Raw genomic sequence first — 12,285 nt, forward strand, 5'->3', positions numbered from 1 at the left:
TATGAAAAAATCTGTAAATGTAAGGTGTTAAATGAGTATTAAGGGACGTGTATGTACTTGTGGATCTGCAGGGAAAGCTGCCACTGGGGGTTCGCTTTAATGTAATCTATGATGAGCGGTGTAACTTCTGCCGCCTTATCCCATTCAGGCTGAAGGTAGAGCTTGCAATGAGCGTTCGCCAGGGCTGCATATTTCTCTGCCCATGCAAAGTCCGACTTATTGAAAATAACTACTTTCAGCTCGTTCGCCAGCGTACATATTTCCGGCAAAGGGGCTTTGAATTTTTTGGGAGATAAAGTAATCCAGTCCCAGTGTCCACTCAGCGGAGAGGAACCGGATGTTTCGATATGTGTATGAAATCCTTCCTGGTGCAGCGCTTCAGTCAGCGCGTCCAGATCGTGCATTAACGGCTCTCCGCCGGTAATCACCGCAATGCGGCCGGGATTTTCGGCCGCATCGCGTGCTAAATTATTTACAGATAACAACGGATGTCTGGAAGCATCCCAGCTGTCTTTTACATCACACCAGTGACAACCTACATCACAGCCCCCCAGGCGTATAAAATACGCAGCTCTGCCCTGATGGTAGCCTTCACCCTGTATGGTGTAAAAGCGTTCCATTACCGGCAGCTGGAGAGTGCCTGAAAGAGATGTTACTGATGTCGTCATTAATTCAAATTTACTTTTTGTCCGATAGAAGCGTGGTACGTGTTCTTCAGCAATGCTGCGATGGTCATGGGACCAACACCACCCGGTACCGGAGTGATATAGCTGCATTTATCAGCCACATCATTAAAATTCACATCACCTACCAGTCTGAATCCGCTCTTTTTGCTCGCATCCGGTATACGGTTGATACCCACGTCAATGATCACCGCTCCTTCTTTCACCATTTCAGCCGTCACAAATTCAGGGCGGCCAATGGCAGCCACAATGATATCCGCCTGTTTGCACATCTCTGTGAGGTTAGGCGTTTGTGAGTGACATAATGTAACCGTACAGTTACCAGGGTAGCTGTTACGGCTCAGAAGTATGCTCATCGGCGTACCTACGATATGGCTGCGGCCTATTACTACAGCATGTTTGCCTTTGGTCGGGACCTTGTAATGTTCCAGCATCAGCATAATACCATAAGGAGTAGCAGGAATAAAAGTAGGCAGTCCACTCACCATTTTACCCACATTTACCGGATGAAAACCATCCACGTCTTTACTGGGATCAATAGTGTTGATCACCAGTTCTTCGTTAATATGTTTAGGCAAAGGAAGTTGTACGAGGATTCCGTCTACATCCGGATTTTCATTCAGCAGGATAATGTTATCCAGCAGATGTTTTTCAGAAATCTGAGCATCAAAACGCAATAGTGTGGAATGGTACCCGACTTCGGCACAGGATTTTACCTTGGAAGCCACATACGTTTCGCTGGCGGCGCTGTCGCCCACCAGTATAGCCGCCAGGTGAGGCACCTTCTGGCCCATCGCCTTCAATTCAGTTACCTTATCTGCTAATTGGGCCTTGATAGCCGCTGAAACAAGTTTACCGTCTAAAATTTGCATGCGCAAAGGTACAGTAAAAATTGTAAAATGGGAGAGTGCAAGTTCTGCAAAACAAGTTTCCTGCTTTCAAATATGAATAAGGTCACTTGTTTTGCTACAGGCAAAACCTGTATAGGATAGAACTTGTAATAGTAGTGGAAATTTTAAAGGCAGGAATTGAGTCCCTAATATAGACTAAATATTCGGAGATGCAGATAAAATTTCATGATCGGCAAAGGAAGCATACTTTTCAAAGTTTTTCACAAACCGGGCCGCCAGTTCCCTTGACTGTACATCATATGCTTCTTTATCCTCCCATGTATTGCGCGGATCCAGGATATGCTCCGGAACGCCAGGGCATGCTTCAGGGATGGCAAAGCCAAATACCACATCATGTTTATAAGACATTTTTTCCAGTTGCCCGTTCAATGCCGCCGCTACCATGGCCCGGGTATAACCCAGCTTAATACGTTGTCCGATGCCATAAGCTCCACCTGTCCAGCCGGTATTCACCAGCCATACCTGCACTTTATGACTACGCAGTTTCTCGCCCAGTACCTTAGCATACTGTACAGGATGTAATGGCAGGAAAGGGGCGCCAAAACAGGTGCTGAAAGTAGTGCTGGGTTCTGTTACGCCCGCTTCCGTACCCGCTACCCTGGCAGTATAGCCTGAAATAAACTGGTACATGGCCTGTTCCGGCGTTAATTTAGAAATGGGTGGTAATACGCCGTACGCATCGCAGGTAAGGAAGAAGATATTCTGCGGAACTGACCCTACAGAAGGGATCATCGCATTATCTATGTAATGCAGCGGATAAGATACCCGCGTATTTTCTGTAATGACTTTATCCGCATAGTTCACCACAGCTGTATTCTCATGGAAGGTGATGTTTTCCAGCAAAGCGCCTTCCCGTATCGCACGGTAGATCTGCGGTTCTTTTTCTTCGCTCAGGTCTATACATTTCGCATAACAGCCTCCTTCAAAATTGAAGACACTGTCAGCAGCCCAGCCATGCTCATCATCTCCGATCAGCTTACGATGCGGATCGGCGCTCAGCGTGGTCTTGCCCGTACCGCTAAGACCAAAGAAAATAGCCGTATCGCCATCTTTTCCCTGGTTGGCAGAACAGTGCATGCTTAATACCCCATGCTCATGCGGCAGTATATAATTAAGTATAGTGAAAATGCCTTTCTTGATCTCCCCGGTATAAGCGGTACCACCAATAATAATGGTCTTGCGGGTAAAGCTCACCATCGTAAAGTTAGGCTGACGGGTACCGTCCACAGCAGGATCTGCCAGGAAACCCGGAGCCTGTATGATTGTCCATTCGGGATGCATATATTCCAGTTCTTCCTCTGCAGGACGCAGGAACATATTATAGGCAAAGAGATTGGCCCAGGGGGTGTCGGTGATCACCTGGATATTGATCCGGTAGGCCGGGTTTGCACAGGCATAACAATCCCTTATCCATACATCCTTCCCGGAAAAATACCCGGTGATTTTCTTATAAAGATTGTCAAAGGTCTCTGCAGAAACAGGGATGTTAAAATCATTCCAGTTCACAGTATCTGCTGTCAGATGGTCCTTTACAATAAACTTGTCTTTGGGAGAACGGCCTGTAAATTTACCAGTATTCACAGATAGGGCACCACTGCTGGTGAGTGCCCCTTGTCTGCGTGATAAAGTTTGCGATACCAGCACGGAAGGTTCCAGTTGGTAGTATACATTAGCTGGCTGCCTGATACCTAGTGCTGAAAGGTCGGCAACGAAATCCCTTACGCTGCTAGCTTGCATAGTAAGATTGTTTTGGTGTGTAAAAGCAAATCTAGTGCTTTTTTGATATTATCAAATTATTAGCCCCGGATTAACATAAATTTAGAATTTCACGATGCTAAATGGTTGTTTGTTTAGTATATTTCTAAAATGCGCCTGCATGAGCTATGGAAAACAGCAAGGAATAAAAGGGTATAAATACACTTAATAAATAACCCCGAGAGGGGAGATCATCCATGCCTGATGCATAGCTCCTTCATGTCTCCTTCATGTCTCCGTCATACCTGAAGCATGGATGAAGCATATCTCAGCCATATTAACCGCGCACTTTATTGCGAAATTTCAGTAGGTTTGACGCGCATTTATATAAGACACCACCGTAAAACATGCACATGAAAAATTTGCCTCTGGACTCTCAGACTTTCATTAAGAACCGTCAGCGCTTTATTGCAGAAATGCAGCCACACTCTATCGCTATCATCAACTCCAATGATGAACTGCCTGCGAACGGCGATGCACTCTATAAATTTCAACAGAATGCAGACCTCTATTGGCTTACAGGTGTAGAACAGGAAGATACGATGGTGATTTTATATCCTGATAACCCGGATCCTAAATACCGCGAAGTACTGGTACTGGTACGCCCTAACGAGCTGAAAGAAAAATGGGATGGTCATCGCCTGCGCAAAGACGAAGCCCTGGCAGTTTCCGGTATTGCTACCGTAGTATGGCTGGATGCATTGGATGCCCTGTTACAGCAATGGATCCATGAAGCCACCAACATTTACCTGAACTCAAATGAAAATAACCGCAAGGCCAGCCTGGTACCGGTAAGAGATTACCGTTATGCGGAAGAGCTGCGCGCCCGCTACCCGCTGCACACTTACCTGCGTGCAGCCGTGATCTTCAAAAAACTCCGTGCCGTTAAAACCCCGGAAGAAATAAAGATCATGCAGGTGGCCATGGATATTACAGAAAAAGCCTTCCGCCGGTTATTGACCTTCATCCGTCCCGGCGTGTGGGAACATGAGATCCAGGCAGAAATCGTACACGAATTCCTCCGCAACCGCTCAGACGGGGAAGCATATACTTCTATTATCGCCAGTGGCGACCGTGCGCGTACCCTGCACTACATCAGTAACAACCAGGAATGTAAAGACGGGGAACTGGTGCTGATGGACTTTGGCGCTGCTTATGGCGGATACAATGCAGACCTTACCCGTACTGTACCTGTAAACGGCAAATTCTCAGCCCGTCAGCGTCAGGTATATGATGCCTGCCTGCACCTGCATAACTATTGCAGATCTATCCTCAAACCAGGCATCACCATCGCTAAATACCATGAAATGGTGGGTATAGAAGCAGGGAAGGAGTTCGTAAAACTGGGACTGATTACCGAAGCAGATATAAAAAATCAGGACCCCGAAACCCCTGCTTACCGTAAATACCTCTACCATGGAATTTCTCACCACCTGGGTGTAGGCGTGCATGACCTGGGACCATCCTTCTTCCAGCCTATCCCGAAAGATTCCGTAATGACCATAGAACCGGGTATTTATATAGAAGAAGAACAAATGGGCGTTCGTATAGAGAATAACATCTGGATCACTGCCAAAGGCAATATCGACCTGATGAAAAATATTCCCATTACCGCAGATGAGATTGAAACATTGATGAAGAAATAGTATATATATTTACTTAATATTAAAGGCTGATTAAAGTTCCATTATAATTGGAGCCAACTGCTTATAACAAGGATTTATAATATTAATTTCGTCTGATAGCAAAGCCAACAATCTGTTTGCATATAAAAATAGAATGAAACAACTTCCAAATATCCTTACGCTCGGCAACCTGTTCTGTGGCTCACTGGCCATTATCTTTATCCTGCATGCTCCGCAATACATCGCGGAATTCAATGGGGTAGAATATACTATTACCAACCCGGAACCCGTTTACTGGGCTTCTGCACTGGTAGTACTGGCAGGTTTGTTCGACTTCCTGGACGGATTGGTTGCGCGTTGGCTGAAGTTGCAATCCCCCTTCGGGAAAGAACTGGATTCCCTGGCAGATGTAATCAGCTTCGGCCTCGTACCAGGTATGATCTTCTTCCGCCTGCTGCGTAGTGCGTACATGCGCATGCCCGATGTATTCGATGTTTCTTACATTAACCTGGCGCCCGCGTTATTAATACCCTGCTTTGCGGCCTACCGCCTGGCAAAGTTCAACCTGGATACAAGACAGTCAGAAAACTTTATAGGGATGCCTACTCCGGCAGTAGGACTGCTGGTAGCTTCCTTCCCGCTCATCGTCCTGTACAATCCCTTTAACCTGGCGCCCATGCTGCAGAATCTCTGGATATTGTACACGATCATCCTGGTATTATGCTACCTGATGGTAGCAGAAATACCAATGCTGAGCCTTAAGTTCAAAACGCTCTCGATGTCAGAGAACTGGCCCCGTGTTGCGTTGATCATACTGGCCATAGCCGGCGCTCCTTTACTCAGATTTGCGACTGTACCGGTAGTGTTCGTTTGTTATGTTTTACTGTCCGTAATAGCACGTCCTGCAACGGGAAACACCGGAAAATGACTTGTTTTTTGGGATTAAAGTATTAGGTTTGCGTCAAAATTTTTAGGAAATGACGTTTACTGCACATATCAATGTGATGCCGCTGAAAGAATTACTGGACCCGCAGGGCAAAGCGGTTATGAGTGGTTTAAAAAACCTGGGCATCAGCCATGTACAAGACGTAAGAATAGGTAAACACATTACCCTGCAGATAGATGCTGCTACCAAAGAGGAAGCAGAAAAACTGGCGTCTGACGCCTGTCAGAAATTACTGGCAAACCAGGTAATGGAGTCTTTTGAAGTACACATTCAATAAGCTGCAAGCTACAAGCTACAAGGTGTATTGCATCTTGTAGCTTGTCATCTTATAGCTTCTACGTAGCTTGTAGCTTGCGGCTGTTGCTAAATATTCATCATGTCGAAGCTATATCTCGTTCCTTCTCCCATTGGCAATCTGGCCGATATCACATACCGCGCAGTTAAAGTGCTGGAAGAAGCAGCGTTGGTGCTGGCGGAAGATACCCGCACATCCGGAGTGCTGTTAAAGCACTATAATATCAACAAACCCATCACTCCCTACCATCAACATAACGAACACAAAATTGTACAGCACCTGTTACAACAGATGCAGTCAGGCAAAGTCATGGCCCTCATCACCGATGCCGGTACTCCAGGCATCTCTGATCCCGGTTTCCTGCTGGTACGTGAATGCATACGTGGCGGGGTTCCGGTAGAATGCCTGCCCGGCGCTACAGCCTTCGTACCGGCCCTGGTAAACAGCGGTATTCCCATGAACCGCTTCTCCTTCGAAGGCTTTCCTCCCCTTAAAAAAGGCCGTCATACCTTGTTTACGCAACTGGCTACAGACGAGCGTACACTGGTGTTTTACGAATCTCCCCACAGACTGGTACGAACACTGGAAGACATGATCGGCTACTTTGGGGCTGAAAGGAACTGCTGCGTCAGCAGGGAACTTACCAAAATGTTCGAAGAGAACAAAAGAGGCACCTTACAGGAAGTACATGACTACTTTAAAGAAAAAGGTGTTAAGGGAGAGATCGTATTGATCGTAGAAGGAGTATCTTAAAGGTAATTAATCATAAAACGCATATTCTGAATGAAGAAATTGACAGTCATAAAATGCCTGTTGGTATCTCTGTTGGCAACCGGCTGGCAGGGCACACAGGCACAGTCAGACCGCTGGCAGCAAAGAGTAAAGTACGCCATGGATATCAATATGGACGCAGCTACCAACCGTTTCAGCGGTAAACAGAAATTAGAGTATATCAATAATTCCCCTGATACACTGTATAAAGTATTCTATCATTTATACTGGAACGCTTTCCAGCCTGGCAGCATGATGGACGTCCGCAGCCGCGAGCTGGGGAAAACCGTGCTGTACAAGGATAAAAACGGTAATGAGAAACATGACTGGGATGCCCGTGTTACCGATCGTATCTCAAAACTGCAGCCAGACCAGATCGGCTATCAGAAAATCCTGTCCTTAAAACAGGACGGCGTTACCCAGGCATATAACGTAATCGGTACCATCCTGGAAGTGCCGCTAAAAAAGCCCATCCCTCCGCACAGTACCACCGTGTTTGATATGGAATTTGAAGCCCAGGTGCCCGTACAGATCCGCCGCAGCGGCCGTAATAATTCCGAAGGAGTGGACTACTCCATGGCTCAGTGGTATCCTAAAATGTGTGAATACGACTATGAAGGATGGCACCCGACCCCTTATATTGCCCGCGAATTCTACGGCGTATGGGGAGACTATGACGTTAAAATAGCTATTGATAAAAAATTCGTAATAGCTGCTACCGGTTACCTGCAAAACCCCAACCAGATAGGGTATGGCTATGAAATGCCCGGTACCCGCGTTGTTCGCCCGAAGGGGGAGAAGCTCACCTGGCACTTCAATGCGCCAAACGTCCACGACTTTGTATGGGCCGCAGATCCGGACTATAAACATATCACCCAGGAAGTAGATGGCTTCAGGGCCCACTTCTTCTATATAGAAAATGATATCACAAAGAACACCTGGCCGGAGTTTGCAAAGATGATACCCCGCATGTATGCCTTTATCAAATCCCATTACGGCCCTTACCCTTATAAAAGCTACTCTTTTATACAAGGCGGAGATGGCGGTATGGAATACCCGATGGCTACTTTAATCATGGGTAACGGTAAGCTGGAAGGTTTATACGGCCTGGCAGCTCATGAATGGATGCACAGCTGGTACCAGGGAATGCTGGCCACCAACGAAAGCCTCTATCCATGGATGGACGAAGGCTTCACCACTTTCGCTGAGAACAATATCATCTTCCATACACTGGATTCTACCCATACTTCTGCCCAGTCAGGCGCTTACGGTGGCTACTTCGCCCTCGTGAACAGCGGCTACGAAGAACCTATGAGTACCCATTCGGACCATTATAACACCAACTACGGATACAGCTTAACTGCTTATGCCAAAGGAGCCGTATTCCTGGAACAACTGGGTTATATCATCGGTACGGAAAACCGTGACAAAGGACTGTTACGCTACTACCGTAACTGGCGTTTCAAACACCCTAATCCGAATGATTTTGTAAGAGAGATGGAAATGCAGAGCGGATTGCAGTTGGACTGGTACAAACAATACCTGGTATACACCACCAAACATATCGATTATGGAATAGATAGTGTATATGAAAATAACGGCAAAACAATTGTAAGACTGCGCTGTGTAGAACGTATGCCTATGCCCATTGATCTGCTGGTAACTGCAAAAGACGGTAAAAAGGTGATGCATTATATACCTCTATCCCTGATGTACGGGTCAAAACCGGCAGAAGATAGTGCGCCACGGGTAATACATGATTACTGGGCCTGGACGAACCCTACTTATGAAGTGGAAGTAGACCTGCCTGTGAGTGAGATTAAAACCCTGGAAATAGATCCAAGTCTTAGGATGGCAGATATAAACAGGAGCAACAATAAATTAGAACTGAGTAAATAGTCTTTGAAGAGGAATGAAACAGGAATAAAACAAGAATAAAGCAGGAACAAAACAGGTTCATCCTCCGTTTATCCTTCGTTCATGAACGAAGGATAAACGGAGGATGAACCTGTTCATAAGCCGATCGGAACCTGTTCATAAGCTGATCAGAATCTGTTTTGAACCTGTTTAATCCAATACCTCACAGTCAAACCCCTGCTGTTGTACAAAATTGATCACAGCTTTTTCTTCTACTTTCATTTCCGTAATCCTCAGTACTTTATCACAATCTTCCAGGTCTACGTGGCAATTGCCTACTTCAAACCTGTTACGGATAGCATGGATAATGTTTTGTCTGTCTTCAAGAGTCGCTATATTAGTTTTGAATATCCCTATCATAGCATAAAATGTTGAATGGTTAATAGCAGCAGAGAGCATAACAGCTAGATATTAGTTTCCGGTTTGGTTTGAGTATCATCTTTTTCTTCTTCGTTCCAGTCGTTCCAGCGGGCAAATCTGCCACCTGCACAACGTTTAAAGCGTTCGCGCATCTTTTCCTTTTCTTCCGGGGTCATATGTTGCATACGGTCCTTGAACTTTTGGCGCCATGCGTCCGGCCCTCTTGGTCCGAATTTATGACCGCCACCATGCCAGCCAAACAGGAGTTTGCCAAGAAGGCAAAGGCCCAGTGCCTGCCAGAAGGTAATTACAGGTCCGTGAAAAAGGTCTGGTATCAGGCAGTTCCATAATTCTCTTACCCCAAAGCCCAATGCTGTAAGGAAGATAAGTCCCAGCAGCAGGAACTTAAATACATGAAAAATCTTTGATTTACTACGCATATCTTAATGTTTTTAATTTTTTAAAAGTTCCTGGTATAGTTCTGCCAGCCGTTCCCGTAAATACAGCACTGCATATCGCTTTCTCGACAATAAGGTATTAACGGATACGCCGGTTTCGGCAGACATTTCCTTGAATGATTTCCCTTCTATCTCGTGCTGAAGAAAAACATACCGCTGATCTTCCGGTAATTCCTCTATCGCTTCCATGATCGCTTCTGCCATGATTTTGCGGGTCATGGGGGCATCACTCTGTGCAGAGGGATCTGCAATGATTTCAGCCAGGAACATCGTTTCTTCCCCCTCATACTCCCGGGTATGATCGCTGAAGGTAGTTTCCCTCTTTTTACGGAACCAGTCGGTGATTTTATTGCGGGTAACAGTAAACAACCAGGCGGTGATGGAATCTATATGGCTGCCTACCCTTGAATATTCAGTAAACTGGTAGAGCACGTCCTGTAAAATATCTTCCGCGTCCGCTACGTTATTAACTCTTTTTTTGATGAAGTTTAGTAAGCGCTTACGCTCCTGCTGCACCGTTTGCTGTATGCGCTCGTTTTGTTCTGCAGCCATAGCCAGTGGTGTTTTATTTAGGAGCATTTCTTTCATCTTAGTTATGGAGACGAAAAAACAAACCTGATATTTTACAGTTTACGAAGTTTTTGTGGGATTTTTTTCGCTATTTCTGTGTAAGGGCTGAAAATCAGTTATTTATTTACTACCACAATATGTTTTTCCTGGAAAAATTCTTCCGGGAACAGCTTATATATATTGGTGATCCTGGGTCTTACTGTGCTATCAGCTATTTCCTGGGTCAGGTCTCCGCCCTTCAGGCAGATCAATCCGGGTTGTTGTTCATGGGCCGGCGCGGTTTTAAGCAGGGGTTTGCTCCAGAACCATAAATCTTTAAGGGGTGCTACTGCCCTGGATACCACCAGGTCGAATTTACGGTCTTTAATCTCCTCTGCCCGGGTATGGGCGGTGGTGACGTTCTGTAAACCAATGGCTTCTGCCACTCCCTGCACCACTTTGATCTTTTTACCAATAGAATCTACCAGGTGAAACTTTACTTCCGGGAAGAAGATAGCGAGGGGAATGCCGGGAAAGCCACCGCCCGTACCTAAATCAAGGATCTGGGTGCGGGCGGGAAAATCTGCTATTGCAGCTATACTGAGTGAATGTAATACATGCTTTTCGTACAGGGCATCAATATCCTTGCGGGATATCACATTGATCTTCTCATTCCATTCCTTGTACAGCTCACCTAATGCCTGTAATTGCTGCAGTTGTTTCTCTGTAAAATCCGAAAAGTATTTAAGTACGATCTCCATCTATATTTACCACTTGTTCTTTGATTTGAACAATAAAGCGGGCGTGAAGATAAGATAATACAATAACATAAACAGGTCCATGAACCAGCTGAACTTGAACAGGTCAGACTCATCCAGTTTACGCATTGCCAGGAAAGTGATCACAGACTGCACCAGGAATTTAAACACGAAAACGCCGAGTGTGTACATCCATAAAGGATGATAGAACATCGCAGCAATAAACAGCGGATAAAATAAGAAGTGACTCATAGAGAACATGCCCAGCAGGAACTTATGACTGAAACGGTAATGCTTACCGGTAGACATATGCCTTGTTTTCTGCAGGAACCAGCTGCGCCAGCTGGTCTTAGGCTCCGAATAGGTAAATGCCTTTTTGTCGATCACCACACCCACATTCTTACTGGTGGCAGCAGCATTCACAAAAAGGTCATCATCGCCGGAAGCCAGGTGGTGATGGGCAGTAAACCCTTTCAAACGGAAGAACAACTCACGTTTGTAAGCCAGGTTACGGCCAACACCCATATAGGTAACCCCGCTAAGGGCAAAAGAAAGATATTGTAAAGCACTGAAGTAAGTCTCATAACGGATCACCTTATTCAGCAGGCCCGGTTTCTTGGTATAAGGACTGTAACCCAGTACGATCTCTTTCCCATCAGTAAAGCCCTGACTCATAAAAGACAACCAGTAAGTACTGGCAGGCTTGCAGTCGGCGTCCGTCAGCAACAGGTTTTCATAATTGGCGCCCCTTATCCCCATAGACAACGGATATTTCTTACCAGGAATGAATTTAGCAGGTTGCTTGATCTCAATATGCCGGTAATGAGGGTAGCCGGGTTCTATAGAGCGCAGGTAATATTTGGAATCGTCTTCCGAGTTATCATTGACTACTATCACCTCAAAGGCAGGGTCTTTAACACCGTGGAACCTTTGTTGCAATACGGAAGGGAGATTCCGCTGCAGGTTCATTTCTTCATCTTTTGCACAAATGATAACAGAGCATTTCTGCTCCGGTTCGTGGTCATTATCGAAGGTACGGCGATAAAAGGCTACCCGGGAGAAAAATATCAGGTAATACAGTATCTGTAAGCCTGCAATAGTAGCAAAACAGTAAAAGGCCATTAAGCCCAAGTTATACAACATAGCATAGCAAATATATATGATTTTGATTATCTGTATGTGTCTGTGGAAAAAAAAGATTATGCACAAAAGGTGTATTGCGGAATGCAGGTTGTAACTGCTATTCAGCATTCCACT

Annotated in this window: 13 protein-coding genes; 5 read left to right on the plus strand and 8 right to left on the minus strand. The window is 45.6% G+C overall.

The window, feature by feature from the left end:
- Window positions 1-38: 38 nt before the first annotated feature.
- The 3 genes from GO495_RS01835 to pckA form a co-directional block, all read right to left on the minus strand.
- Window positions 39-668, minus strand: coding sequence for a 7-carboxy-7-deazaguanine synthase QueE (locus GO495_RS01835; protein ID WP_157298000.1), 630 nt, complete (start codon window positions 666-668; stop codon window positions 39-41).
- Window positions 668-1,555, minus strand: a complete 888-nt coding sequence (folD, locus tag GO495_RS01840) for a bifunctional methylenetetrahydrofolate dehydrogenase/methenyltetrahydrofolate cyclohydrolase FolD (protein ID WP_157298001.1) — start codon at window positions 1,553-1,555, stop codon at window positions 668-670. The genes GO495_RS01835 and folD overlap by 1 nt, the downstream gene beginning before the upstream one ends.
- Window positions 1,556-1,729: 174 nt before the next feature.
- Complete coding sequence (pckA, locus tag GO495_RS01845; RefSeq protein WP_157298002.1) at window positions 1,730-3,331, minus strand: phosphoenolpyruvate carboxykinase (ATP); 1,602 nt, start codon at window positions 3,329-3,331, stop codon at window positions 1,730-1,732.
- A gap of 371 nt (window positions 3,332-3,702) precedes the next feature.
- Here pckA and GO495_RS01850 point away from each other — a divergent pair, with 371 nt between their 5' ends.
- The 5 genes from GO495_RS01850 (at window position 3,703) to GO495_RS01870 (ending at window position 8,885) form a co-directional block, all read left to right on the plus strand.
- Window positions 3,703-4,995 carry an aminopeptidase P N-terminal domain-containing protein gene (locus GO495_RS01850; protein ID WP_157298003.1) on the plus strand — a complete coding sequence of 431 codons (1,293 nt, stop codon included), beginning with the start codon at window positions 3,703-3,705 and terminating at the stop codon, window positions 4,993-4,995.
- A 133-nt stretch (window positions 4,996-5,128) separates the two neighbouring features.
- Window positions 5,129-5,902: a CDP-alcohol phosphatidyltransferase family protein gene (locus GO495_RS01855; RefSeq protein WP_157298004.1), complete on the plus strand. Its 774-nt coding sequence runs from the start codon at window positions 5,129-5,131 to the stop codon at window positions 5,900-5,902.
- Between the two features lie 49 nt (window positions 5,903-5,951).
- Entirely contained in the window at window positions 5,952-6,197 is a 246-nt protein-coding gene (gene purS / locus GO495_RS01860; protein WP_089779483.1) for a phosphoribosylformylglycinamidine synthase subunit PurS, read from the plus strand.
- Window positions 6,198-6,296: 99 nt separating this feature from the next.
- Window positions 6,297-6,968 (plus strand): 16S rRNA (cytidine(1402)-2'-O)-methyltransferase, encoded by a 672-nt coding sequence (rsmI, locus tag GO495_RS01865; RefSeq protein WP_157298005.1) that lies wholly within the window; start codon window positions 6,297-6,299, stop codon window positions 6,966-6,968.
- Window positions 6,969-6,998: 30 nt separating this feature from the next.
- Window positions 6,999-8,885, plus strand: coding sequence for a M1 family metallopeptidase (locus GO495_RS01870; protein WP_157298006.1), 1,887 nt, complete (start codon window positions 6,999-7,001; stop codon window positions 8,883-8,885).
- Between the two features lie 168 nt (window positions 8,886-9,053).
- Here GO495_RS01870 and GO495_RS01875 read toward each other — a convergent pair whose 3' ends face one another.
- The 5 genes from GO495_RS01875 to GO495_RS01895 form a co-directional block, all read right to left on the minus strand.
- A complete protein-coding gene (locus GO495_RS01875; protein WP_157298007.1) occupies window positions 9,054-9,263 on the minus strand; it encodes a hypothetical protein in 210 nt (69 codons plus the stop codon).
- A 44-nt stretch (window positions 9,264-9,307) separates the two neighbouring features.
- Window positions 9,308-9,703, minus strand: a complete 396-nt coding sequence (locus GO495_RS01880) for a hypothetical protein (protein ID WP_157298008.1) — start codon at window positions 9,701-9,703, stop codon at window positions 9,308-9,310.
- Window positions 9,704-9,715: 12 nt separating this feature from the next.
- Complete coding sequence (locus GO495_RS01885; RefSeq protein ID WP_240915126.1) at window positions 9,716-10,300, minus strand: RNA polymerase sigma factor; 585 nt, start codon at window positions 10,298-10,300, stop codon at window positions 9,716-9,718.
- Between the two features lie 107 nt (window positions 10,301-10,407).
- Window positions 10,408-11,031: a 16S rRNA (guanine(527)-N(7))-methyltransferase RsmG gene (gene rsmG, locus GO495_RS01890; protein WP_089779475.1), complete on the minus strand. Its 624-nt coding sequence runs from the start codon at window positions 11,029-11,031 to the stop codon at window positions 10,408-10,410.
- A 6-nt stretch (window positions 11,032-11,037) separates the two neighbouring features.
- The gene (locus GO495_RS01895) at window positions 11,038-12,150 is read right to left on the minus strand and encodes a glycosyltransferase (protein ID WP_240915127.1); all 1,113 of its coding nucleotides are present in this window, start codon (window positions 12,148-12,150) and stop codon (window positions 11,038-11,040) included.
- Between the last annotated feature and the right edge of the window lie 135 nt (window positions 12,151-12,285).

The sequence above is a fragment of the Chitinophaga oryziterrae genome, from assembly GCF_009758125.1.
Taxonomy (GTDB): Bacteria; Bacteroidota; Bacteroidia; order Chitinophagales; family Chitinophagaceae; genus Chitinophaga; species Chitinophaga oryziterrae.

Bases quoted from the DNA above. Each gene is read 5' to 3' on its own strand.
- GO495_RS01895 (WP_240915127.1), bottom strand. From the start codon at position 12,150: ATGGCCTTTTACTGTTTTGCTACTATTGCAGGCTTACAGATACTGTAT.
- GO495_RS01875 (WP_157298007.1), bottom strand. From the start codon at position 9,263: ATGATAGGGATATTCAAAACTAATATAGCGACTCTTGAAGACAGACAA.
- GO495_RS01880 (WP_157298008.1), bottom strand. From the start codon at position 9,703: ATGCGTAGTAAATCAAAGATTTTTCATGTATTTAAGTTCCTGCTGCTG.
- GO495_RS01885 (WP_240915126.1), bottom strand. From the start codon at position 10,300: ATGCTCCTAAATAAAACACCACTGGCTATGGCTGCAGAACAAAACGAG.
- folD (WP_157298001.1), bottom strand. From the start codon at position 1,555: ATGCAAATTTTAGACGGTAAACTTGTTTCAGCGGCTATCAAGGCCCAA.
- pckA (WP_157298002.1), bottom strand. From the start codon at position 3,331: ATGCAAGCTAGCAGCGTAAGGGATTTCGTTGCCGACCTTTCAGCACTA.
- GO495_RS01855 (WP_157298004.1), top strand. From the start codon at position 5,129: ATGAAACAACTTCCAAATATCCTTACGCTCGGCAACCTGTTCTGTGGC.
- purS (WP_089779483.1), top strand. From the start codon at position 5,952: ATGACGTTTACTGCACATATCAATGTGATGCCGCTGAAAGAATTACTG.
- rsmG (WP_089779475.1), bottom strand. From the start codon at position 11,031: ATGGAGATCGTACTTAAATACTTTTCGGATTTTACAGAGAAACAACTG.
- rsmI (WP_157298005.1), top strand. From the start codon at position 6,297: ATGTCGAAGCTATATCTCGTTCCTTCTCCCATTGGCAATCTGGCCGAT.
- GO495_RS01835 (WP_157298000.1), bottom strand. From the start codon at position 668: ATGACGACATCAGTAACATCTCTTTCAGGCACTCTCCAGCTGCCGGTA.
- GO495_RS01870 (WP_157298006.1), top strand. From the start codon at position 6,999: ATGAAGAAATTGACAGTCATAAAATGCCTGTTGGTATCTCTGTTGGCA.
- GO495_RS01850 (WP_157298003.1), top strand. From the start codon at position 3,703: ATGAAAAATTTGCCTCTGGACTCTCAGACTTTCATTAAGAACCGTCAG.